Genomic DNA, 23,713 nt, shown 5'->3' with positions numbered 1-23,713 from the left:
GAGTGAGAGTCGTCGTCCAGGCGTTATCGGCTCATTTCCCCGGAGCCAGGCGGTGACCGCCGTGGGCAAACAGCGCCGGCAGATACTCGCCCAGGGAGCCGAAGCCGTGATCCTCCCCCGGGCGCAGGATCATCGCCGCGCCACGGTAGGCGGCAGCGCCGTCGCCGGGGTCCAGGGTCTCGTCGGCCGTGCCCAGCAGCACCAGGTAGCGGCGCGGGTCGAGCCGTGCCGGGGTCAGCTCGGCCAGCTCGTCGCGATGCGCGCCCGCGATGGTGAAGCGCTCACCGGTGTATTCGTTGACGAAGGCCTCACCCAGCCAGCCCTCGACCAGGCCAGCCGGGCGCACCGCCGGGTTGATCACCACCGCGCGCAGGTCATGGCGCTCGGCCAGGCAGCTGGCCAAAAAGCCGCCCATCGAGCTGCCCACCAGCAGCGGTTGAGGCCCGAGGGTCGCGAGCAGCGACTCGGCGAGCGCCAGGGCCGACTCCGGGCGGTGCGGCAGCTGCGGCGTGGCGCAGGGTAGCGGTCCGGCGTCCAGCCGCTCACAGCCGCGTGCCACCAGGCGCGCCTTGGGCGAGGCGCTGCCGCTATTGAAGCCGTGCAGGTAGAGTACGCCACTCGCCGCCGATGTGGCAGCCGGGGGGCTCAGCATACCGCAACTCCTGTACGAAACAACAGTATCACAATCCCGCCTTGCGCTCCGCCGCCCACAGCGCCTCGATCAGCCCGCGGCTGGAATCGTCCATGCGCTCCAGGCCCTCGTGGCTGGTCAGGATCTGCTCGGTCTCGCCGGCGATCACCTTGCCGAGTTCGACGCCCCACTGGTCGAAGGGGTTGATACCCCAGATCGTCGCCTGGACGAAGACCTTGTGCTCGTAGAGGGCGATCAGCGCGCCCAGCGTCGCCGGCGACAGTCGTTCGAGCAGCAGGGTGGTCGACGGCTGATTGCCGCGGTAGCGCTTGTGGCTGGGTCGCGGGCCATCATCGTCGATGGCGTCGTCGCCGAGCATCAGCAGGCGCGACTGGGCAAAGCAGTTGGCCAGGGTCAGGCGATGCTGGGCCTTGAGGTGGGCGCGGGTGGCGTCGTCCTCGACCCGATCGTAGCGCCGCATCGGTGCGATGAAGTCGCACTCCACCGGCTGGGTGCCCTGGTGCAGCAGCTGGTAGAAGGCGTGCTGGGCGTTGGGGCCCAACTGGCCCCAGAGTACCGGACAGGTAGAGTAGGGCGTGACCTGGCCGTCGTCGGTCACCGACTTGCCGTTGGACTCCATCTCCAACTGCTCGAGATAGGCGGCGAAGTACTCCAGGCGGCCGTCGTAGGGCAGGATCGAGTGGGCGCGGATATCCAGGAAATTGACGTTCCAGATCCCCGCCAGCGCCAGCAGCACCGGCAGGTTGTCCTCCAGCGGCGCCTCGCGGAAGTGCTGATCCATGGCATGCGCCCCTGCGAGCAGCTCGCGGAAGTTGGCCATGCCCACCACCAGTGCGATGGGCAGGCCGATGGCCCCCCACAGCGAGTAGCGACCGCCGACCCACTCCCAGAACTCCAGCTGGTTGGCCTCGGCGATGCCCCACTCGCTCATCTTGTCGGGGCTCGCCGAAACGCCGATGAAGTGCTGGCGCATCACCAGCGCACGGTCGATCTCGGCCGCCGCGCCGTTGCCGGCGTCATGCCGACTGCACACCAGCCGGGCGTAGAGCCAGTCGCGGGCGGTGCGCGCATTGGATAGCGTATCGATGGTGGTGAACGACTTCGACGACAGCACGAACAGCGTGGTCTCGGGGTTGAGCCGGGTCAGGTAGTCGGCGAGCTGGGAGCCGTCCATGGTCGACGCGAAGTGCACCTGCACCTCGTGCACGCCCTCGGGGTGGTAGTCGGCCAGCGCGTGGGTGACCATCAAGGGGCCCAGGTCCGAGCCGCCGACGCCGAGGTTGACCACGTCGCTGATCGCCTTGCCGGTGGCGCCGCGCCACTGGCCGGCATGCAGCTTATCGACCATGCGCTGCATCTGCGCCAGGGTGGCGTGCACCGCCGGCACCAGGTCTTCGCCCTCGACCTCGAGACGCGCGCTCTCCGGCAGACGCAGCGCGGTGTGCAGCGCCGGGCGGTCCTCGGAGCGGTTGACGCGCTCGCCATCGAGCAGCCGGGTGATGGCTTGGGGCACCCCGGCCTCGCGGGCCAGCGCCAGCAGCAGCGCATGGGTCTCGTCACTCCAGCGCTGCTTGGAAAGATCCAGGGTCAGCCCCGCCGCCTCGCGACTGAAGCGCGCAAAGCGCCCCCGAGTGGCAAACAGCTCGCGCAGATGCACCTCGCGCATCTGCCCGGCGTGGCGCTCCAGCGCCTGCCAGGCGTCGCCCTGGTCGATGCGATCTTCCTGATTCATCGTCTCTCTCCCTGATCGTTGCCGCGCACGGCGCCGTGGATTCGTGCAGCCTGGCGCCGCGACGCGTAAAATGCTCGAACCTTTGTCCGGACCCGCAGCGACGCCATGAGTGATGCATCTTACCGTGACGCCATCTTTTCGACACCCCTGGATCGGGTGGCGCGCTTCTCCTTCGACGAACGGGTGGTGGCCTGTTTTCCCGACATGATCCGCCGCTCGGTGCCGGGCTACGGCCAGATCCTCGGCATGCTGGGCGTGATCGCCGAGCGCCACCTGCGCCACGGCGCCCACGTCTACGACCTGGGCTGCTCGCTGGGCGCGGTGGGCCTGGCCCTCGCCGGACGCCTGCCCCCCGAGGCCTTCCGGCTTACCGGGGTCGACCTGTCACCGGCAATGGTCGACCGTGCCCGTGAGACCTTTGCCAGCGAGTCTCCCGAGCACTGCATCGAGGTCGTCGAGGGCGATATCCGCCACCTCGACTATCGGCCGTCGGGCATGGTGGTGCTCAACTTCACCCTGCAGTTCCTCGCCCCCGGCGATCGCGACGCCGTCATCAAGGCGCTCTATGATGCCCTGGAGCCCGGCGGCGTGCTGGTGCTGTCGGAGAAGATCGTCGCCGCGGACGAGCAGGACAACGCCTGGCTGGTGGAGCGTTACCACGACTTCAAGCGTGCCAACGGCTACAGCGACCTGGAGATCAGCCAGAAGCGCAACGCCCTGGAGAACGTGCTGGTCCCCGACACCCTCGACGCTCACCAGGCACGCCTGGCCCGCGCCGGCTTCGCACGCAGCCAGGTGTGGTTCCAGTACCTCAACTTCGCCTCGCTGATCGCCTTCAAGCCGTGAGGAGCTGGCCATGAGAGGTATGTCATGAGTGCCTGGATCTGGCTGGCGGCTATCGCGCTGACGCTCTATCTCGCCACGGCCTGGTGGCACTCGCGCAAGCCGCTGCCCCCCGGTCTCGGCGTCGAGGCGCCGTGGCGTGAACCGGTCGACCCACAGCTGCTGCTCGACGAGACCTTTGTCGACGCCGACGGCCAACGTCACTGCCGCCAGCAGATCTTCGACGAGATGTTTCGCCTGATCGGCCAGGCCGAAAAGCTGGTGGTGCTGGATATCTTCCAGTTCAACGACCCCAGCGACGACCGCCACGACTGCCATCGGCAGGTATCGGTGGCGCTGCGCGATGCCCTGCTGGCACGCAAGCGGGCGTGTCCCGAGGTCGAGATGGTGGTCATCACCGACCCCATCAACGCCGTCTACGGTGGGCGCGAGCTGAGCCATCATCGGCAACTAGAAGCGGCCGGCATCCGCGTGGCGACGACCGAGCGAAGCATCGGCCGCGATCCCAACCCGAGTTGGACTGCGCTGTGGCGCCTGGGCCTGCGCTGGCTGGGCAACTCGCCCCGCGGCGGCTGGCTGCCCAATCCGCTGGGCCCGGGTAAGGTCACCCTGCGCAGCTACTTCACACTGCTCAACCTCAACGCCAATCACCGCAAGACGCTGGTGGTCGACGAAGGGGAGCGCTGGACCGCCATGGTCAGCTCGGCCAACGCCGACGACGGCAGCAGCGACTACCGAGACGTGGCACTGCGCGTCTCCGGCGGCGTGGCCCTCGACCTGCTCGCCTCCGAGCGCGAGATCGCCGCTCGCAGCGGCGTCACCATCGACCACGCCCAGCCGACGGTCGCCGACTCCGACGCAAGTCGCCATACCCCGCGCCTGCGGCTGCTCAGCGAGGGCGCCATCAAGCGCGCCCTGCTGGCGATCATCGATGACGCCCACGCCGGCGAACGGCTCGATATCGAGGTGCTGTACCTCTCCCACCGCGGCGTGATCGCGGCGCTGGCCCGGGCCGTCGCGCGGGGCGTTGAGGTCCGCGTGCTGCTCGACCCCAACCATCACGCCTTCGGCGTCTCGGGCAGCGGCATTCCCAACCGCCAGGCGGCCAGCGACCTGCTGGCCGCCGGCATCCAGCTGCGCTGGAGCGATACCCACGGCGAGCAGGCGCACAGCAAAGTGCTGCTGCGCCACGCCGGCGAGCGCCCGGCGCGGCTGCTGCTGGGCTCGGCCAACTACACCCGACGCAGCCTCGACGACCTCAACTTCGAGGCCGATCTCGAGCTGGTCGCCAACGCCGACGATCCGCTGATTGCAGCGGCCCGCGAGGCCTTCGAACGCCACTGGCACAACACCGCGAGCGAACACTACAGTACCGGCCCGGAGGCATACCTCGACGCCTCGCGACGCCGCTACTGGAAGTACCGGCTGATGGAAGCCAGCGGCTGGTGCACCTTCTAGTCATCCGCGATTCTGAGAGAGCCATGCCCCACCCCCACCGCGAGCTCTACCACGCCTTCGTCGACCAGGGCCTGGACACCTGGCTGGCACGCCTGCCCGAGCAGTTGGCAAGCGGCCTCGACCGCCAGCGCTACGGCGACCTGCCGGCCTGGGAAAAGGCCGTCGCCAAGCTTCCGCCGCTGCCCGCGGCGCGCCAGGTGACGCTGGATGCCGATATGGTCAGCGTCGAGCTCACCCTCAGCGACAGCCAGCGCCGCCAGTGCGAGAACCTGCTGCGCAAGCTGATGCCGTGGCGCAAGGGCCCCTATCGGCTGGGCGGCATTCACATCGATACCGAGTGGCGCTCGGACTGGAAGTGGCAGCGCCTCGTGCCGCACCTTGCCGACCTGCGCGGCCGCCGCGTGCTCGACGTCGGCGGTGGCAGCGGCTACCACGCCTGGCGCATGGCCGGCGCCGGGGCAGCCTTCGTGCTGGTGATCGACCCCTCGCCGCGCTTCTTCTACCAGTTCCAGGCGCTGCGTCACTTCGTCGGCGACGCCGACGGCGGGCGCACTCACTTCTTGCCGGTCGGCATCGAGGAGGTGCCCGAACGCCTGGCGTTCTTCGATACGCTGTTTTCGATGGGGGTGCTCTACCATCGGCCCGCCCCGCTGGAGCACTTGCAACAGCTGAAGGAGGCCCTGCGCCCCGGCGGCGAGCTGGTGCTGGAGACCCTGGTGGTGGAGGGCGACGCCACCACCGTGCTGCTGCCCGGCGAGCGCTATGCGGCGATGCCCAACGTCTATTTCCTGCCCTCCTCCGCGGCCCTCTGCCAGTGGCTCGAGCGCTGCGGCTTCACTAACGTGCGCGTGGTCGACGAGGTCGTCACCACCACCGACGAGCAGCGCTCGACCGACTGGATGACCTTTCAGTCGCTAGCCGACTTCCTCGACCCCGACGACCCCAGCCGCACCCGCGAGGGCTACCCGGCGCCGCGCCGCGCGGTGTTGATCGCCAACCGGCCGCAGTAGAACAGCATCGCTCGAGGCTGATCCGTCGGCAGACCGACTAGGAGGCGCTGTAAACCATCCCTGGGCACTACTTGCGCCCTGCTGCGCTCTCGCATCCTGCTTCACTTGCAGGACCAGGGCTGGCCATCCATGGCCAGCCCGTTCGGAGGAATCCTCCTCACCCATGGCGCAAAACCTCCATGTCGGCCTGCCGCCGGCGCCCCTCGCTCAACGCAAGTACGGGAGCAAAGTGGGAGAGGGAAGGCTAGCGTCTAAGGATCACCAGCCATCTGCCCAAATTGAGAATGCTGGCCAATGAGGCCGCCACGTAGGTGAAGGCGCAGGCGGTCAGCACGTGGCGAGCAGCAGGCATGTCGTAGGGTGGGATGTACTGCTTGAGCAGCGGCAGCGCGCGCTGAAAGCTGGCGTCGAACTCCACCGGCAGCGTGATCAGATGCACCAGCGCCGCGGTGCCGAAGCTGATCACGGCGGCCAGCACCACGATCAGCATGCCGCCGGGCAGGCGGGTGAGGATGAACAGGAAGGGTGCGGCCATCATCAGCACCGCGCCGAGCTTCTCGGCCTGCTGGGCAACCCCCACCAGCCGCGTGCGCGCCAGCAGCGGCGTATAGCCGCGGGCGTGCTGGATGGCATGCCCCACCTCATGGGCGGCCACCGTCACCGCGGTCAGCGAGCGCCCCTCATAGTGTTCCGGCGACAGCCGCACCCGCCGCGCGGCAGGGTCGTAGTGATCGCCATACTCGGTGACCTCCACTTCCACCCCCTCGATGCCCAGTCGCTCGAGCAGGTGCCTGGCCAGCTCGCCGCCGCTGCCAGGGTAGTCGCTGCGCTGCCGGGCGTGGCGGTTCAACACCCACTTGGCCCAGTAGTTGGGCAGGATGAAGATCAGCAACAGCAATCCCAGTGCTACGACAAGCATGGCAGCCTCGGTGGTCGTCGATTCTTTGCAGTATGACGGTTATGACAACAGCCCTCAGCCATCTGCTCGCGAAGCTTCACGGACTTCCACCAAGTCGGTCTGGGAGATCAAGCCATGCTGGTGGGCGTGGGCGGCAATGGTGGCGCTGTCGGCGGCCAGCACGAGCTGACAGTCGCTGTCGGCGATTTCGTCGCGCAAGCGCTGGATGGCCCGCTCGCGGTCAGGCTTGCGATCGACACGACGGATATAGATCGCCTTCACGCGGCCGGGGTGCTCCTTGACGATGCGGGTATAGACCTCGGGGTCGTGCTGGCCGCTGTCGCCGATCAGCACGCAGGGCATATCGTTCATCAGCGTCAGCATGCGGCTGATCAGGTCGTGCTTGTGGTCCTCGGCGCGCCGCGGCCAGGGCCGCCGCCAGCTGATGCCCCATTCGCGCAGAAACAGGATCGGCCCCACCGGGATACGATTGAGCTGGAAGAACGCCTCGAGCATCTCGTAGATGCACCAGGGACCGCGCGACACGTAGAGAATCGGGCGTTTGGCCTCGCCGCTCGCGCCGCGGTGCAGGGCCTGATAGAGACTGGCTACGCCGGGGAAGGCGGTACGCCGCTCGGCCTGCTGGACGAACAGCCGATGCAGCATGCGCAGCTTGTCGGCCACGCCGGTGTACATCACGGTGTCGTCGATATCGCTGATCACCAGCAGGTCGGTACCCGGTGGCGCCACATAGACCCCGGTACGGCAGTGCACGGACTCGCCGGCGTGGCTCACGCTGAGGTCGGCCACGTGCCACGACAACCCCTCGGGCAGCGGCGTCTTGAGGGGCAGATGGACGTCGAAGTAGCCGTCGCGGTCGGTGGCCACCACCATCCGGTTGGCGCCCAGCTGGACCTCCACCTCGGCGCCGGCCATGCCGCGTCGCTCGATGCGGCGTACGATATCGGCGACATCGCGCAGCATGCCATGGTGCGGAATCACGCGACTCAGCGCCGACTGGCGAAACACTCGGCCCATCATGAAGGCCTCACGCTGCGAGCCATAGCCCCGATAGGGTTGCACGACCACCCCACCGCGGCCACGGTCGCGCTTCATCGGCTTGGCCAGGATATGCAGCAGGCGGCGCACGAAGTGCGGCCTTGGCGATGGTGGCTGGCTCACTCGAGACCTCCGTATCCCGATAGGCACAAGTACCACCGGGCAGCCAGGCAGCCCGGTGGAGAGACGTCACCAGTGTGCGCCAACCTGCGCCGAGGTCAAGCGGCGATCAGCGGCCCAGCAGGTCGCGCAGGTCCTTGGCACCCCAGTGCGGGAAGTGCTTGCGGACCAGCGCATTGAGCTCCAGCTCGAAGGCCTGCCAGTCGGTCTTGCCGACCCCGGCCACACCGGCTTCGGCCGTGCCGCGAATCATGCCGGCGCCGACGGTGACGTTGCTCAGCCGGTCGACGACGATGAAGCTGCCGGTGCCGGGGCTGTTGCGGTAGTCGTCGACCGGTACCGCGCTGGTCAGCTCCAGCTGGCAGCGCGCAATGGCGTTGAGCTCGAGCCGTTCGGCGGCGCGGTGTTCGAGGGAGTTGACGTCGATCTGGTAGTCGATCGAGCGCACCTCACCGGACAGGTCACGGGTCGCCAGCTTGATGTCGTAGAGCTTGCCCGGCGTCAGCGCGTCTTCATGCATCCACACGATATCCGCCTCGAAGGCGTTGGAGTGCGGCACCTCGGCGTCCTCGGCGACGATCCAGTCGCCGCGGGAGATATCGATCTCGTCCTCGAGCGTCACGGTGATCGCCTGGCCGGGATAGGCCGCCTCGAGGTCACCGTCGAAGGTCACGATACGCTCGACCGCGCTGGTCTTGCCCGAGGGCAGCGCCTTGATCCGCTGTCCGGGGCGCAGGATGCCGGCGGCCAGGGTGCCGCAGTAGCCGCGAAAGTCGAGATTGGGGCGGTTGACGTACTGCACCGGGAAGCGCAGGTCGGAGAGATTCTGGTCGCGGCTGATCTCGACGCTCTCGAGCAGCTCGAGCATGGCCGGCCCGGCATCGCCGCTGGCGTCGCGGTACCAGGGCATGCGCTCACTGCGGTTGACGACGTTGTCGCCCTCCAGCGCCGACATCGGCACGAAGCGGATATCCGGCGCCTGCAGGTTGCTGGCAAAGGCGCGATAGTCGGCGACGATCTCGTTGAAGCGCGCCTCGGAGAACTCGACCAGGTCCATCTTGTTGACCGCGATCACCAGGTGCTGGATGCCCAGCAGGTCGGCGATGAAGCTGTGCCGGCGGGTCTGGGTCTGCACGCCGTAGCGGGCGTCGATGAGGATCACCGCCAGGCTCGCCGTGGAGGCACCGGTGGCCATGTTGCGGGTGTACTGCTCGTGGCCCGGGGTGTCGGCGATGATGAACTTGCGCTTGTCGGTGGAGAAGAAGCGGTAGGCGACATCGATGGTGATGCCCTGCTCGCGCTCCGACTGCAGGCCGTCGACCAGCAACGCCAGGTCGACGGCGTCGCCGGTGGTGCCGCTGGTCTTGGAGGCCTGGGTGATCGCCGCCAGCTGGTCCTCGTAGATCATCTTGGAGTCGTGCAGCAGCCGCCCGATCAGGGTCGACTTGCCGTCGTCGACGCTGCCGCAGGTGATGAAGCGCAGCAGGTCCTTGTTCTCGTGTTCCTTGAGGTAGGACTCGATATCCTCGGCGATCAGTGCTGACTGGTGTGACATGTGTGAGATCCCGATAAGCTTTGGTCAGACGCTGAGCGAAAAGTCAGCGAGCGATGGCCAGACAAGGCAAACAGCGACGAAATAGCGGAGTTTACTTTAGTAAATGAGCATATTAAGTCGATGTTTAACGCCGTATGGCCGAGCACAGCGAGTTTTCGCCTGCGGCTAGAAATATCCCTCGCGCTTCTTCTTTTCCATGGAGCCGGCCTGGTCGTGGTCGATGGCGCGGCCGCTGCGCTCGCTGGTCTTGGTCAGCAGCATCTCCTGGATGATCTCGGGCAGGGTCGCGGCCTTGGACTCCACCGCGCCGGTGAGCGGGTAGCAGCCCAGGGTGCGAAAGCGCACCCACTTCTCCTCGGGGACCTCGCCTTCCTCCAGCGGCAGGCGCTCGTCGTCGACCATGATCTGCATGCCGTCGCGCGTAACGATCGGCCGCGGCGCGGCGTAGTAGAGCGGCACGATGGGGATCTGCTCGAGGTAGATGTACTGCCAGATGTCCAGCTCGGTCCAGTTGGAGAGCGGGAAGACGCGGATCGATTCGCCCTTGTTGACCTTGGCGTTGTAGATGCTCCACAGCTCGGGACGCTGGTTCTTGGGGTCCCAGCGGTGGTACTTGTCGCGGAACGAGTAGACCCGCTCCTTGGCGCGGCTGGCCTCCTCGTCGCGGCGCGCGCCGCCGAAGGCGGCATCGAAGCCGTGGTGACTCAGCGCCTGCTTGAGCGCCTGGGTCTTCATCACGTCGGTGTACTTGGCGCTGCCGTGGTCGAAGGGGTTGATGTTGGCCGCCCGCCCCTCCTCGTTGGTGTGCACGATCAGTTCCATGCCCGCCTCCGCCGCCATGCGGTTACGGAAGGCGATCATCTCCTTGAATTTCCAGGTGGTGTCGATGTGCATCAAGGGGAACGGCGGCGTGCCCGGGTAGAAGGCCTTGCGCGCCAGGTGCAGCATCACCGAGGAGTCCTTGCCGATGGAGTACATCATCACCGGGTGGCGGAACTCGGCGGCAACCTCGCGGATGATGTGGATCGATTCCGCCTCGAGCTGCTTGAGGTGGGTTTGACGTTCGGGGGACAGCATCAGCTGGCAACCTCTTCATTAGGCACTGGATCGCAGACGCGACACGATGCGGCTAGGGTAACGAGGGGCCAACCATAACGTCAAAGAATCAAGAAATATCTTTTTATCGCATAATGGAATAATGCGCAAAGGAATAACGCGTCAGAGCGTTACCCGTTCTACCCAGGTCGTCAGGTCATGAGGGGCGAGATCCACGACGCGATAGCCGGGACGCGAGGCCTGATCGATGCTGAACGTCTCGGCACCGGGCAGGAACTGGTCGGCCGTCGCCGGCGCACCGTAGATCGCTACCTCGCCGGCATTCTCCGGCAGCTCACGACGCCCGGCAAAGGCCTGATGGATATGCCCGCAGAGTACCGCCTTGACCTGTGCATGCCCTTCCAGTGAGGCCCAGAAGCGCTCGCGGTCCTGCAGGCCGATGGCGTCCATCCACTCGGCGCCGACCGGTAGCGGCTGATGATGCATGGCGATCAGGGTCGGCCGGGGATCCGCGGCCAACTGCTCGCCTAACCACTGGCAGCGAGCCTCGCCCACCTCGCCGTGGGGCTCTCCCGCCACCTGGGTATTCAGCAGCAGCAGCCGCCAGTCGCCGAGATCGACCCGATCGTGGAGCGTCCGGGCATCGGCCATGTGCGCCAGGTGGTCATGGTTGCCGGGCAGCCAGTACCACGGGCAGTCGAGTGCGGCGAAAACGTCCAGCGCCTGGCGATAGGACGCCGGCGTGCCGTCCTGGCTGACATCGCCGCTGACCAGCACGACATCGGGCCGCCGGCGCCGCGCGTGCTCTACCACCGCCTGCAGTTGGCGCAGCGGGAAACCGGCGCGGGAACGCGCCAGCGGGTCGGCGTTGAGATGACAATCGGTGATCTGGACCAGCCGCATGCGGCAGGGCTCCTTGGGTAGGAAGAGGAATCAGCGCATGATCGGCAGGTCGAGGGAGTGCCCGTGGGCCAGGCCGTGTTCCAGCCACTCACCCAGGAAACGGTTGAGCTGCAGCTTCTCGTCAGGCTGGTGCATGCGCGCATTGGGATAGCGATAGCGACCGCGAAAATGGCGCTGACGCTGGAAATCGGTCACTTCGGCCATGCGCACGTCGTGGTAGAGGTGCACCTGCATCCGCGGCGGGTCGATGAAGGCGTCCAGCACCCCGCTCTGGGAAACCCGCAGGATGGTGGTATAGGGGGCGCGTTCGAGCACCTCGAGCCACAGCGAACCGAAGCGCGCATCACGCCCCTGCAGGGCGATTTCGCGCACCTCGCCAGCCTCCAGCTCACCCAGCAGCCGGGTCAGACGCAGATAGTTGGCCGTGCATTCGCCCTGCAGGGTCTTGAGATCGGTGACATAGGCGGTTCTGGCCACAGGCTTACCTCCTTGCACGCAGTGAGGCCCGCTCGCGCGCCAACCAGTGGAAGGCAATCAGGCACATGGCATTGTCGAGTCGGCCGGCCTCGAGGAGTTCCCAAGCCTTGAGAAACGGCAGCACGTGGACCTGAATATCCTCGTGCTCTTCATCCAGGCCATGGACGCCGCCCACCCCGCGACTGTCGACCAGTCCGCAGTATAGCGTGACCCGCTCGCTGCAGGCACCGGGGCTGGGGTAGTAGGTGTGCAGCTCGATCAGCTCGTCGATCTCGCAGCCGGCCTCCTCGATGGCCTCGCGCCGCGCCACCTCGGCGGGGTCCTCGCCGGTCTCGATCAGGCCGGCCACCGGCTCGAGTTTCCAGGGGCTCAGCGGGTCATCCAGGGCGCCGGCGCGGATCTGCTCGACCAGTACCACCGCATCGCAGCTAGCGTCGTAGAGCAACACTCCCACCGCGTCGCGGCGCACATGCACTTCGCGCACCACCGGCGCGCTCCAACCGCCCTGGAACAGGCGGTGGCGCAGGGTGCGCCGCTCCAGGCGAAAGAAGCCCTGGAACAGGCACTCGTCGTGCTGGCGCTCGACGTCGTCGGCGTGGAAACGCGGCGTATCGACGCTGGGTGCGGCGTGGCCGTGTGGCGCTGCGGGCGAATCAGGCATCGTGGCTCCGGCTCGAGTGAATGAGCCATTATCACGACCTCGCCCCCCGCTGCCAACCGCCCGTGGCGCTGCCGCTTGTCAAGTCAGTCGCGACAGCAGCGTCCTGGCCTCGATTCTAAGCGCCTCATCGGAGGCCTCGCGGTCGGGCCGCGCCTCGCCCTCCACGGCACGCTGGGCGTGCTCGCGGGCCTCGTCGAGGCGCCCCTCCTCGTGCAGGAAGGCGGCATAGTAGTAGTTGACGTCGATGCCGTCGGGTCGGATTTCCAGCGCGCGCTGGAACATCTGCTCGGCGGTGTTGCTGTTGCCGAAGCCCAGCGGCCGCCCCGGCGCGCGGTCGTAGAGCGCGCCCAGGGTCACGTAGGCAGAGCCGTTGCTGCCATCCGGGTCGAGCTCCACCGCCCGCTCCAGGGCGTCGCGGGCATCCCGCGCACTGCCCAGCGCGCCGAGCCCGCTGCGCTCGCGGGCGTAGGAGGCCAGGATGATACCCTGCCACACCAGCACGTTAGCTTGGTCGGCGTGACGAGCGGCCAGCGCCTCGGCCTGGTCGGCAAGCCGCGACAGCGCATCACGACGCTCGCTGCCGCGCAGTTCGGTGGTGGCACTCTCCCACTCGCTCTTGAGCGACTCGACCTCGCTCTGATAGCCCAGCAGCGGCCCGCTCGACAGGGCCATCAGGCCCGCCAGCGCAGCGGCGGCCCACCACGGAGAACGACGGATCATGGCGAATACTCCTTGCACGTTGTTATTGAACTGGGTCACCCAAGCAATGTAACGAACGTTTGAATTAACGCCTAGGCAGACTTCCGTCGCATATCCGCCTGACTGCCCAGCCATTCAAGGACTGCCGTCGACTTTGCCGTTTTCCCCACCTTGCGTATGGTAGCGACAAGCCGCAGGAGGAGAGCCGATGAAAGGCCGCAACATGACCCGCTGGCGCGATCCCGCCAAGGATCCGCGCCAGGAACCCAAGAGCAACCTGATCACCGCCGAAGGCTTCGCCCGGCTGAAGGGCATCCATGAGCACCTGTCGCGGGTCAAGCGGCCGCAGCTCTCGACCAAGGTCGGCGAGGCGGCGGCACTCGGCGACCGCAGCGAGAACGCCGACTACACCTACAACAAGAAGGAGCTCAACCGCGTCATTGCGCGCATCCGCTACCTCGGCAAGCGCCTCGACGAACTGCAGGTGGTGGACCGGCTACCCGCCGATACCGGCCGGGTCTACTTCGGCGCCTTCGTTACCCTCGAGGACGACGACGGCGAGGAGCTCGGCATCCGCATCGTCGGCCACGACGAAACCGACACCGGCAAGCACTGGATCAGCGTCGATGCACCGCTGGCCAAGGCACTGCTCGGCAAGGCGCTGGACGACGAGGTCACGGTAGCCGCGCCGGGCGGCGAGACGACCTATATCATCACCGACATCGGCTACCGCGACCCCAGCGCCAAGTCCTGATAGTGCCGCAGACGTGGCGTCAGGGCTTGGCCATCAGGTCGCCACGCCAGGCCCGCCAGAAGGTCACGCCCTGGAGTACGGCAAACAGCGCCTCGAACAGCGCCGGCAGCCATAGAAGGCCGGTGGCGAACAGGAAGAACAGCGCGAAAAGGCCACGAAACAGGATCGACAGCAGCGCCACCAGTCGATTATGCAGCGGTTCCAGGGCGGCCGGCAGGTAGAGCAGTCCAACCACGATCATGGCCAGGCCGGCGTAGCGCACCCAGGTCAGCGGGTACGGCAGGTCGGCGCCCATCACCCCCAGCAGGCTGACCGGCCAGAGCCACAGCCACAGGCCCAGCAGCACATTGAGGGCGATCCCCACCTGCATCACCCGCCGATAGGTCGCGAACACATCGTTTGAGGTCTGCATATCAGTGCTCCCGGGCCGGTAGTCTCAAAAGGTCAGTAGGTAATCGAGCAGATCCGAGCGCTCCTGCGTCGTCAGCTCGCTGCCGTAATCATGCCCCTGGCGGCCGTTGCCGGGCTGGCTGGTATCGAAGCAGAAGCCTTCCGCCAGGGGCTCGCCGGGCGTGCAGTCCGGCGCCACGAAACCGCCCTTCTCCTCATCCAGCACGTCCAGCCCACGCACGAAGGCCTGCGGACGATCTGCCGGCGGCAGCAGCAGGTCGTACAGGGTCGGCACGGCGCCGTTGTGCAGGTAGGGCGCGCGCAGCCAGAGTCCGTCGAGGGGCAGGTTGGCGTAGCCGTCGGTCTTACGGAAGTGCCGGAAGCGGTAGCGCTCGTCGTCCTCGAACAGGGTCAGCTGATAGCGCTGCAGGGTCTCGGTGTAGCTGTCGAGCCGGGCCGGATCGCCGCCGAGCAGATCGTTGGGCAGCACCTGGCCGAGGCGCTCGCCCTCGAAGACGTAGCGCTCGCCCTGCTGGTAGCCGTGGCAGTCGGCGCAGTGGCGCATGTAGAGCGGCTTGCCGGCGGCCACCGCGTCGGGATCGGGGCGATAGGGGCTAGGCGGCGGCTCGAGGTCCAGCAGCCAGTCGGCCACTCGCTCGATGCCGACGTGGTCGACGCTCTCCTCGGTCACCCCGGCGCCGATGGCGGCGCTCAGGTTGCGCTCCTGCAGCGAGGCGTTATTGCCATCCCAGTGCAGATCCATGCCCTGCCGGGGGCGCTGGTGGAAGATGGCCGGGAAGTCGCTGGTGCCGATCCGCTCCGACGCATCCAAGTCTGCCGCGCTCATGCCGAACTGCAGCAGCTTGTAGGGGTTGAAGGTATCCACGCGCCCTGGCCCCCATGGCGGCTGCTCGGCCAGCAGCGGCGCGAGCGTAGCGCGGGTCTCCAGCAGCCCCTCGCGCACCTGGGGCAAGACCGCATAGCGCCATACCTGCCGCTCGATCATGCCCAGCGACTGCCCCTGCTCGTCCATGGCCGCCAGCACGCTGTCCGGCGCCAGCCGCGGGTCATCGGCGATCTCCAGCAAAAAGCCGATGAAGGCGTAGAGGTCCAGGTTGTTGGACGGCATGCCGGCGATCTGTCGCGGCGCGGCATCCGGCGACTCGCGGACCGTCCCCACGTGGCACAGCGCACAGTTGAACCAGGCGATCTCCACCCCGCGCACCTCGCGGGCCCCGAGGCCGATGGGCAGGTCCCCACGGCTGGCCTCATCGCCCGCCGCGTAGAGGAAGCCGAACGCCTCATAGTGCTGGTCGTCGAAGGCGTCCGGGAACAGGTCCGGCAGTACCCGCCACAGTCGCACCGGGAGGCCGCTGACCTCGCTGCCGATGGAGCCATGCAGGAAGTGGGTCTCCGGGTCGGCGTAGTGACGCACCGACTCGCCGCTATAGCGCCACAGGGTCGGCACGCCGATCGCCAGGGCCAACAGGCCGGCCAACACCACGGCCAGGGCGAGCAGGCTCAGCGGCAGACGCCGCCAGCGCCGGCGGCGGGCCTCCTGTTGTACGGCGGTGACGGGTGGCTCCTGTGATCTCATGGCAGCCTCACGGATTCTGCGCTGGCGGCACCGAGGGCAGGCGCAGCTCGGGGCGGGTGTCGTAGATGCTCATCAGGGTCGCGATCATGCGCTCATGGTCGCCGTCGAAGCGCGACAGTTCGTAGCAGCCCAGCGGGTTCTTGGGCGCGTTGAGCAAACACTTGTTGCAGAAGGTGCAAGGGCGTGCCGGTTCGTCCTGCCCGACCTGCCACTGCTTGGGCAGATCGGGGTTGGCGATCAGCGCGCGGGCGCTGGAGACCGCGTCACAGGCCCCGCTGGCGATGGCCTCGCGCACCAGTGAGGCGCGCTGATAGCCGCCGGTGCTGATCACCGGAATGTCCACCGCCTGGCGTACCGCGCGGGCCTCATCGAGACTCACCCCTTCTACGGCATGGCCGCGCTGGTGACGCGACCACAGCCAGCGAAAGATCCAGCGCAACGATGAATAGCGAAACAGCAGGTAGTTGCGGAAGGTGTTGGTGCCAGCGGAGAGCATGGCGTCGTAGGTGCTGGCGATGGTGTCGAAGGCGAAGTCCCCCGGCGGGTTCAGGGGGTGGGGGAACAGGCTGCCCACCGACACGTGAAGGGCGTCGGCCCCCGCCGTCTCGACCCAGCGACACACCTGCAGGCTCTCCGCCAGGGTATTGCCCTTACGCTCCCAGGGCAGGATGTCGTTGTGGTCCACGGCGCTGATCTTGACCTGCAGGTGGAAGTCCGGCCCCACCCGCTCGCGAATGGCGCGGATCACCTCCAGCAGGAAGCGTGCGCGGTTGGCCAGCGAGCCGCCGTAGCGGTCGCGTCGGTCATTGATGGCGGAACTCAGGAACTGGGTGAACAGGTAGCCGTTGGCGGCATGCAGCTCCACCCCGTCGAGCCCGGCCTCCCGGGCCCGCCAGGCCCCGTCGGCGAAGGCCTGGACGGTGCGCTCGATCTCATGCTCGCTCATCGCCCGGCACAGGAAGCCGTGCAGAGACTCCTGGTGGTCGGTGGAGCTGAGCGACCGGCGATGCTGATTGTGGACCCCGGGGAGATCCATCTGTCGGCCGGAGTGGCTGAGCTGCAGGATGTACTTGCAGTCGAAGCGGTGCACCGCCTCGCCGAGGCGCTGCCATAGTGGGATGAAGTCGTCGCGATGGATGGTGGCATAGCCGGCGATGATGCGCCCCTCCATCTGCACCGGCACGAAGGAGGAGACGATCGCGCCGACGCCGCCCCGGGCAAACTGGCACTCCCAGTTGATGCGGGTCTGGGTCAGGCTGCCGTCCTCGTTGTCGAATCGCCCGGAAATGTTCGAGCGGAACAGGCGGTTCTTGACCTGCAGGTTGCGCCACGCCAGCGGCGAGAAGATGACATCCTCGCTCATCGCCCGCCCTCCCCTGAGCGGATTGCCACGGCCTGCACCCAGGTATCGGCCAGCAGCGCCAGGATGAAACGCTGGGCCGGACAGCGCGCCCAGCTATCGCTCATAAAGGCCAACTCCCGGTCGCCGCTGCTGCGAACGCCCTCGGCGAGTCGCAGCAGTACCAGATCGCCGGGCACCAGGCGCCGCGGGGAACACGGTGTCGAGAGCGGCGCCAGCACCTGGCGCAGCAGCGTTTCCGGTACGCTGAGGCAGCGTGCCAGCACCGCCGCCTGGGGCAGCGACGCGGCGCCCGACGTGCCGGCCAGGGCGCGCATCGCCTCCAGCGCCCCCACCAGGTTATGCACCGCCACGCTGGTGGCATGCAGGGTCATGGCATCCCCTTGGGCGCTGTCATGCAGCAGTTGGCGGTCGCGGCGGAGTTGGCCGCTTAGGCGCTGGAGAAGGGCACGTAACGCCTGGGTGCGCGGATAGTCATTGAGCCGACGGGCCGCCGCAAAGGTCGCCTCGTCGGCCCGGTAATCGTCGTGGAACCGCCGCCCCAGCAGCCCCTGGGCGGCGGGGCCCAACGCCTCGACGTCGGCCTGGCCGGCGACCCCCTCCAGCAGGGTCTTGAAGGCCGGATCCTGGCGCCAGGCCGCTGCCTCGGCGCCCTCGTCCAGGCGCCGCCCCAGCTCGGCGTGGCGTGACTCGCGCCCCTCGGCCTCGCGGCCCTGCAGGGCCGGTAGCGGCTCGCCATCGAAGACGAAAGCGTCTCGCAGGCGCGCCAGGCGCAGTCGATTGATCACGCCGCCGCTGGGTGCCAAGGAGCGGTCGAGGCGTGAGTCGCCGTCGAGCAGGCGAATCTCACCGGGGTCGGTGACCTCCAGAACGTTGATCAGCCCGGGGATGTGCAGGCGCCTGGCCATGCTGCCTCCCTGTCCGCTATCCGAGATCTATCTGCGTTAACCACGGTTCCACGGGAAGAAGGCATTGCGTACGCCCTCCAGCCGCGGCGCCAGTTCGGGGAAGTGGCGTGCGATGACCGACGCCATATGGTTATTGTCGATCCACTCCATCCCCGCCCGGGTGTAGACCTCGGGGGTGTAGTCGTCGGTGAAGAAGCGGTCGCTCTTGAGGCGTCGCGAGGCCATCAGGATGAAGATCCGGAAGGCGGTATCGCTGAAGGCGAAGCCGGGCGGCGGGGTCTCGGCCAGGCAGCCGATCAGCAGGTCGACCTCCTCGATGTCGCCGTAGACCGCCTCCAGCTCGCGCTGCCACTCGGGGTTGTCGGTCAGCTCGGCAAAGCTCGCCGGGGCCGGCATGTCGATCAAGCGGCGGAAGCGGCAGTAGCGCGGCACCCCGCGCTCGCGGTCGCGAAGCACATCCACCGTGGCCAGGTCGATCATTCGATGATGGGGCGCCTGCTTCTCGTGCTGCTGCAGGTGACTCGGGAAATTGTGCAGCACCAGGGCGCCGGGATGGCTGGTGCCCAGCGAGTAGAGCGCATCGCTGAGCGACATCTCTTTATACAGCGCCTGGGTCAGAGAGCCGGCCACCTCGGTGAGGCCGCACTCCTTGATCAGGGTGTCGTCGTCCAGACGCCGGAAGCTGAAATCGTCGGGAATCAGCGGGTGCATGCGATAAACGGCACTGAACTCCTCGGTGATAGCATAGGGTGCGGCATGGTGATCCACTGGCGAGCCGACGATACCGCTGAACAGTTCACTGTCGCTGACACGTCCCCGGCTGCGGTAGAAGTGCTCGTCGAGCACGCCCCACCAGTTGGATCGCATGCCCAGGCGCAGCTCCGGGGTGTCGAGCAGCGCCGGCGTCCACTCGACGGTATGGATCTTGGCGATCAGCGCCGCATTCACCAGCCGCGCCTTCTGGAACAGCCACTCGCCGTCGCGGTCGGGGTGCTCGATGCGCAGCCGGTCGACGATGGCGTTGTGCTCCATGGCGAACAGGGTGTGCATCAGCGACAGTCCTATCCACCAGTTGCCGTTGGCGCCCGCCAGTTCGATGCCGTGTTCATCCAGCGGCAGATGGCCATCGGGCCGCAGGTAGAGCTTGCCGTCGGAGAGCAGTTCGCCGCTGTCGGGGTCGGTGCGCACCAGGCGCTGTCGGCGTAGATTGCTGCCGTAGATCTGCGAGGCGTCCCACCACTGGGTCTCGGTGTTGAGGAAGGTGTCGGGATGCCCCTCGTCGGCGGCGGAGCGGGTGGTGTCGCGCCGGCTGCGCAGCACCGTCATGCGCTCCCAGGGCCAGTCATCGTCCTCGTCCAGGGGCACCTCGTAGCGCTCGGCCTCGGTGTCGTTGCTACCGTGGCTGAACCAGTCGTGGACCATGAACTGCAGCCAGGCCGGCACCAGCACGTTGAGGCTGGTCGCGGGCACGAAGGCATTGCGGGTCATCAGGCGTCGACTGATCACCCGGGGACTCGGTGTCATCAGCCTCTCGCCGGTCTCGCCGAAGGTCTCGGCGGGCGGCACGTTGCGCCCGAAGCGGGTATACGCCTTGCCCATGGCGGGTTCCGCCAGGTCGTTGTAGCTGCCGTCGGCGGTGCGGAACTGGCGGACGTCGATGTTTTCCCGCTCGGGATCCTGCGGACGCTCCCGTTCGGTGGAGTAGAGGTTATGCCAGCGCAGGTTGCGGCGCAGAGCGACGAGATTGAGAACGGCGATGAGGAAGGGAAATCGATACCACTGACGGCGCCGATTGATCCGCCGAAAGGCACGACCGAGCAGACCGCTTCCACGCTGACCGAACATGGCACGCCTCCCCTGAACAATGCCGCCCTTGCCAACCCAACAAGTCGATGCTGCCCAACCGCCTCGGGCTCCCCTAAGCCAGAGGTTCTAATCCCGCGGGTACAGCGTGACCTAACCGAACTTGACTACTAACCTCTAGCACAGGGTTTGACTTCCCACCAGAAAACGAATGGAGACCGACTAGTCTCGTCGAGGGCAGGGGGCATCGGGCGATGGGCGGCTATGCAGCGGGATTTCGCGCCATGGTACTGCTGGGGGTGGTGGCCAACCTCCTCTTCGCCCTGCCTGCGGTCTTTGCCCCCAACGCGGTCATCAGCCTGGTCGGGGGCGACCCGGTTGCCGAACCGGTGTGGCCTGCCTTCGCCGCCTGGCTGCTTATCCTGCTCAGCCTGTTCTACCTGCCGGCGGCATTCGATCCCTTTCACTTCCGGGCCATCGCCATCCTGGCCGTTCTGGCGCGTTTCGCCGGGGTGGTGTTCTTCACCCTGCTGCATCCGCAGTTTCCGCTGTTCGCCCTGATGGATCTGTTCTTCGGCGTGACCCAGGGCGCGCTGCTGTTGCTGCTCCGCCGCGCCGAAAGGACGGCATAACGCACTCGAGGAGAGACAGCCATGGCATCCACACACCGAGACACTTCAAGGACCTCGCGGCGCTGGTGGGCATGGCTGCTCCTGCTGCTGATCGCCGGCGGGGCGATTGCCGTCGTTGGCTGGTACCAGCTGTTCCGCGAGGAGCCGCAGCGCTTCGATAGCGTCGAGGCTTATTACCTGTACGGCTCCATCGGCGCCGAGCAGGAAGAGGGCATTCCCTACTGGATCTGGCGCGTGCTGCCGGATGTCTTCCCCCAGCACCTGCCCGGGGAAGACGGCTATGCCAGCCTTGGCATGCTCTGGGAGGAGGGCGAGTCGACGCCGGCCGGCTTTTCCAAGAAGACCATCGGCTTTCCGCGCATCGCCATCAACTGCGCGGCCTGCCACACCGCCAGCTATCGCATCGCTGAAGACGCCGAACGTCAGATCGTCCCCACCGGCCCCCACCAGACCTTCGATCCCCAGGCCTACCTGACCTTCCTGGGGAATGCCGCCAATGACCCGGACTTCACCGCCACCACCCTGCTCTCGGCCATCGAGGAGGAGACCGACCTCTCCTGGCTCGACCGCTTGCTCTACCGCTTCCTGATCATTCCGCGAACCCGGGACGGGCTCCAGGAGCAGGCCGCCCGCTTCACCTGGACCGACGAGCGCCCGCGGTGGGGGCCGGGGCGCATCGACCCTTTCAACCCGGTCAAGTTTCACCCCGACCTGCTGGCACTCGACCCCGCCGAGGACGACACCATCGGCAACTCCGACATCATGCCGCTGTGGGCGATGGACGAGCAGGCGGGCTTCGCCCTGCACTGGGACGGCCTCAACGACTCCTTGACCGAGGTGGTGCTGAGCGGTGCCATCGGCGACGGTGCCCGCCCCGATTCACTACCCATGGAAGACCTCGCCGACCTGGAAGCGTACCTGCTGACCAAGCGTCCGCCGCCCTACCCCTTCCTCGACGATCTCGACGCCGCGCTGGCCGCCGAGGGCGAAGCGGTGTTCCAGCAGACCTGCGCTGGCTGCCACGGCCTAGAGGGTGCGCGCATCGGCACGGTAATCCCCCAGCCGGAGGTCGGCACCGACCCCCACCGCCTGGCGATGTGGACCGCCGAGGCCGCCGAGCGCTACAACGCCTACGCCGAGGAGTACCCCTGGGACTTCAACGCCTTCGTCAAGACAGACGGCTATGTGGCCAAGCCGCTCACCGGTATCTGGCTGCGCGCGCCCTACCTGCACAACGGCTCGGTCCCCACCCTTGAAGACCTGCTGCAGCCCGCCGAGCAGCGCCCCGAGCGCTTCTACCGCGGCTACGACGTCTACCACCCCGAGCGCCTGGGCTTCATCCATGACGGCGAGGCCGCCGAGCGCCACGGCTTCCTGTACGACACCGCCGAGCCGGGCAATAGCAACCAGGGGCACGACGGCGCAGCCTTCGGCACCCAGCTCGACGACGATGACAAGGCGGCGCTGATCGAATACCTCAAAACGCTATAGGAGACATACCATGGCCGAGTATCTGAAGGTCGTCTTCCCCCAGCGCCGCGAAGTCTGGATCGACGGCGAGCCCGCCGCCTGGACCCAGTCGGTGTGCCAGGTCGACGCCGGCTGGTACACGCTGACGCTGGCCCCACCGCAGGACTTCGCCCCCGAGAGCCAGCGGGTAGAGATCGTCGATACCCTGCCCTCGGCGCCGCTGGTGGTCGAGTTCACCCTCAAGGAGTCGGGTCGGTGAGCTCCGTCGCCGGACGGCTGATCGGCCCGCTCACGGCGCTGGCGCTGCTGGCCGGCTGCGCGGCGTTCCCCGAGGCCCAGCCCCTGGATCAGGTCGATACCAGCAGCGGCTACCGCTATGCCAACCTCGAGGGTGCGGAAAACAGCGAGGAGCTGTTCGTGATCCTCAGCTTCTCCGGTGGCGGCACCCGGGCCGCCGCCCTTGCCTACGGCGTGCTTGAGAAGCTGCGCGACAGCTGGGTAGAGATGGACGGGGAGTCGCGCAACCTGCTGGACGAGGTGGACGTCATCTCGTCGGTCTCCGGCGGCAGCTTTACGGCGGCCTACTACGGGCTGCGGCGCGACGCCATCTTCGAGGAGGGCGGCAGATTCCAGCGCGAGTTCCTCTACCGCAACGTCGAGTCGGACCTCAAGCGCCGGCTGCTGAGCCCTTTCAACTGGGTCAGGCTGGCCTCGCCCACCTTCGGGCGCATCGAGCTCGCCGAGGAGGTCTACCAGGAGCGGCTGTTCGGCCAGGCCAGCTTCGCCGACCTGGCGGACGACGGCCGCAAGCCATTCTTGCTGATCAATGCCACCGACATGGACAAGGGATCCCAGTTCACCTTCGTGCAGTCGCAGCTGGACCCGATGTGCGTCGATCTCGACAGCATCCCAGTGTCCCGCGCCGTGGCGGCCTCCTCCAACTTTCCCATCGCCTTCACGCCGCTGACGCTCAACAGCTATCCCGGACGCTGCGGCTACCAGGAGCCGCCCTGGGTGGCCAATGCCCTGGAAGGCCTGAATACCAACCCGCGCCGCTACTATCGCGCCCGCCACTGGCAGCGCTACCAGGAGCCCGAGCGCGACTACGTGCACCTCCTCGACGGTGGTGTCTCGGATAATATCGGCCTGCGCCCGGCCCTCGATGCCCTGCGCGCCCCTACCCTGCAGGAAGTGGAGTGGAGCGTGCTGAACAAGATGAACCGGGAAATCGTCGACAAGCTGGTGGTGATCGTGGTCGACGCCAAGTCGGAAGACCTGGCGGCAGACTTCGACACCTCGCCCCACTCTCCCGGCCCCAGGCAGGTGATCAACACCATCTCCACCACGCCGCTGGCCAACTACTCCTTCGATACGGTCGAGCTGCTCAGGGAGGCGCTGCGCGACCGCGAGGACGCCCAGCGTCTATCCCTGGACGCCGGCACCGGGATGCACCAGATCGATCTCTACTATATCTACGTGGGCTTCGATCAGTTGACCGACGACGCCACACGGGAGCGCTTCCAGCGCATCCCCACCCGTTTCCGGCTACCCAGCGAGGAGGTGGATGCGCTGCGCCAAATCGGCGCCGAGCTGCTGGAGCAGTCGCCCTGCTTCCAGCAGCTGGTGGGCCAGCGAGAGGGCTCAGGCGGGCGCCTCTGTAGCCATTGAAGCCCCAG

23 protein-coding genes are annotated in these 23,713 nt (G+C 67.2%); 8 read left to right on the top strand and 15 right to left on the bottom strand.

Translation table 11 applies throughout. The annotated features are described in order from the left end of the window. Nucleotides 1-31 precede the first annotated feature (31 nt). Nucleotides 32-652, bottom strand: a complete 621-nt coding sequence (locus BWR19_05925) for an esterase (GenBank protein ID APX92515.1) — start codon at nt 650-652, stop codon at nt 32-34. 28 nt (nt 653-680) lie between these two features. Further along, complete coding sequence (locus BWR19_05920) at nt 681-2,384, bottom strand: glucose-6-phosphate isomerase (protein ID APX92514.1); 1,704 nt, start codon at nt 2,382-2,384, stop codon at nt 681-683. A gap of 105 nt (nt 2,385-2,489) precedes the next feature. On the opposite strand from BWR19_05920, the gene BWR19_05915 reads away from it, so the two are divergent. From BWR19_05915 to BWR19_05905, 3 genes are read left to right on the top strand one after another with little or no spacing between them, the layout of a single operon-like run. Continuing rightward, a complete protein-coding gene (locus tag BWR19_05915; GenBank protein ID APX92513.1) occupies nt 2,490-3,230 on the top strand; it encodes a carboxy-S-adenosyl-L-methionine synthase CmoA in 741 nt (246 codons plus the stop codon). 24 nt (nt 3,231-3,254) lie between these two features. Next, nucleotides 3,255-4,685, top strand: coding sequence for a hypothetical protein (locus BWR19_05910; GenBank protein APX92512.1), 1,431 nt, complete (start codon nt 3,255-3,257; stop codon nt 4,683-4,685). A 23-nt stretch (nt 4,686-4,708) separates the two neighbouring features. After that, nucleotides 4,709-5,695: a tRNA 5-methoxyuridine(34)/uridine 5-oxyacetic acid(34) synthase CmoB gene (locus BWR19_05905; protein ID APX92511.1), complete on the top strand. Its 987-nt coding sequence runs from the start codon at nt 4,709-4,711 to the stop codon at nt 5,693-5,695. Nucleotides 5,696-5,939: 244 nt separating this feature from the next. On the opposite strand, the gene BWR19_05900 is transcribed toward BWR19_05905, so the two are convergent. The 8 genes from BWR19_05900 to BWR19_05865 form a co-directional block, all read right to left on the bottom strand. Next, nucleotides 5,940-6,614, bottom strand: coding sequence for a peptidase (locus tag BWR19_05900; protein ID APX92510.1), 675 nt, complete (start codon nt 6,612-6,614; stop codon nt 5,940-5,942). A 54-nt stretch (nt 6,615-6,668) separates the two neighbouring features. Then, the gene (locus BWR19_05895) at nt 6,669-7,709 is read right to left on the bottom strand and encodes a hypothetical protein (protein ID APX94915.1); all 1,041 of its coding nucleotides are present in this window, start codon (nt 7,707-7,709) and stop codon (nt 6,669-6,671) included. Nucleotides 7,710-7,881: 172 nt separating this feature from the next. Beyond that, complete coding sequence (locus tag BWR19_05890; protein APX92509.1) at nt 7,882-9,327, bottom strand: sulfate adenylyltransferase subunit CysN; 1,446 nt, start codon at nt 9,325-9,327, stop codon at nt 7,882-7,884. Nucleotides 9,328-9,492: 165 nt separating this feature from the next. Beyond that, on the bottom strand, nt 9,493-10,404 hold the full coding sequence (locus BWR19_05885) for a sulfate adenylyltransferase small subunit (protein ID APX92508.1): 912 nt from the start codon (nt 10,402-10,404) through the stop codon (nt 9,493-9,495). A 141-nt stretch (nt 10,405-10,545) separates the two neighbouring features. Beyond that, entirely contained in the window at nt 10,546-11,286 is a 741-nt protein-coding gene (locus tag BWR19_05880) for a metallophosphoesterase (protein APX92507.1), read from the bottom strand. Nucleotides 11,287-11,316: 30 nt separating this feature from the next. Further along, nucleotides 11,317-11,763, bottom strand: coding sequence for a hypothetical protein (locus tag BWR19_05875; GenBank protein APX92506.1), 447 nt, complete (start codon nt 11,761-11,763; stop codon nt 11,317-11,319). Between the two features lie 4 nt (nt 11,764-11,767). Then, the gene (nudF, locus tag BWR19_05870; GenBank protein ID APX92505.1) at nt 11,768-12,424 is read right to left on the bottom strand and encodes an ADP-ribose diphosphatase; all 657 of its coding nucleotides are present in this window, start codon (nt 12,422-12,424) and stop codon (nt 11,768-11,770) included. 78 nt (nt 12,425-12,502) lie between these two features. Then, nucleotides 12,503-13,144: a hypothetical protein gene (locus BWR19_05865; protein ID APX92504.1), complete on the bottom strand. Its 642-nt coding sequence runs from the start codon at nt 13,142-13,144 to the stop codon at nt 12,503-12,505. A gap of 187 nt (nt 13,145-13,331) precedes the next feature. Here BWR19_05865 and BWR19_05860 point away from each other — a divergent pair, with 187 nt between their 5' ends. After that, nucleotides 13,332-13,877, top strand: coding sequence for a transcription elongation factor GreB (locus tag BWR19_05860; GenBank protein ID APX92503.1), 546 nt, complete (start codon nt 13,332-13,334; stop codon nt 13,875-13,877). Nucleotides 13,878-13,896: 19 nt separating this feature from the next. Here BWR19_05860 and BWR19_05855 read toward each other — a convergent pair whose 3' ends face one another. Genes BWR19_05855 through BWR19_05835 form a run of 5 tightly spaced genes read right to left on the bottom strand, consistent with a single transcriptional unit; the run spans nt 13,897 to nt 19,977 of the window. Then, nucleotides 13,897-14,289: a hypothetical protein gene (locus tag BWR19_05855; GenBank protein APX92502.1), complete on the bottom strand. Its 393-nt coding sequence runs from the start codon at nt 14,287-14,289 to the stop codon at nt 13,897-13,899. Between the two features lie 24 nt (nt 14,290-14,313). Next, nucleotides 14,314-15,864: a hypothetical protein gene (locus BWR19_05850; GenBank protein APX92501.1), complete on the bottom strand. Its 1,551-nt coding sequence runs from the start codon at nt 15,862-15,864 to the stop codon at nt 14,314-14,316. A gap of 7 nt (nt 15,865-15,871) precedes the next feature. Next, a complete protein-coding gene (locus BWR19_05845) occupies nt 15,872-17,227 on the bottom strand; it encodes an FMN reductase (GenBank protein ID APX92500.1) in 1,356 nt (451 codons plus the stop codon). Continuing rightward, nucleotides 17,224-18,132: a hypothetical protein gene (locus tag BWR19_05840; protein APX92499.1), complete on the bottom strand. Its 909-nt coding sequence runs from the start codon at nt 18,130-18,132 to the stop codon at nt 17,224-17,226. The genes BWR19_05845 and BWR19_05840 overlap by 4 nt, the downstream gene beginning before the upstream one ends. A 36-nt stretch (nt 18,133-18,168) precedes the next feature. Beyond that, entirely contained in the window at nt 18,169-19,977 is a 1,809-nt protein-coding gene (locus tag BWR19_05835; GenBank protein APX92498.1) for a peroxidase, read from the bottom strand. Nucleotides 19,978-20,219: 242 nt separating this feature from the next. Between BWR19_05835 and BWR19_05830 the strand changes: the two genes are divergently transcribed. Genes BWR19_05830 through BWR19_05815 form a run of 4 tightly spaced genes read left to right on the top strand, consistent with a single transcriptional unit; the run spans nt 20,220 to nt 23,705 of the window. Continuing rightward, on the top strand, nt 20,220-20,567 hold the full coding sequence (locus BWR19_05830) for a hypothetical protein (protein APX92497.1): 348 nt from the start codon (nt 20,220-20,222) through the stop codon (nt 20,565-20,567). A gap of 21 nt (nt 20,568-20,588) precedes the next feature. Continuing rightward, nucleotides 20,589-22,058, top strand: coding sequence for a hypothetical protein (locus BWR19_05825; protein ID APX92496.1), 1,470 nt, complete (start codon nt 20,589-20,591; stop codon nt 22,056-22,058). Nucleotides 22,059-22,068: 10 nt separating this feature from the next. After that, nucleotides 22,069-22,296 carry a hypothetical protein gene (locus tag BWR19_05820; GenBank protein APX92495.1) on the top strand — a complete coding sequence of 76 codons (228 nt, stop codon included), beginning with the start codon at nt 22,069-22,071 and terminating at the stop codon, nt 22,294-22,296. Next, nucleotides 22,293-23,705: a hypothetical protein gene (locus BWR19_05815; protein ID APX92494.1), complete on the top strand. Its 1,413-nt coding sequence runs from the start codon at nt 22,293-22,295 to the stop codon at nt 23,703-23,705. The genes BWR19_05820 and BWR19_05815 overlap by 4 nt, the downstream gene beginning before the upstream one ends. Nucleotides 23,706-23,713 lie beyond the last annotated feature (8 nt).

Source organism: Halomonas sp. 1513, from assembly GCA_001971685.1.
Taxonomy (GTDB): domain Bacteria; phylum Pseudomonadota; class Gammaproteobacteria; order Pseudomonadales; family Halomonadaceae; genus Franzmannia.
The sequence above is the reverse complement of the archived record's forward strand: the minus strand, read 5'-3'. Positions and strand labels throughout refer to the sequence as shown.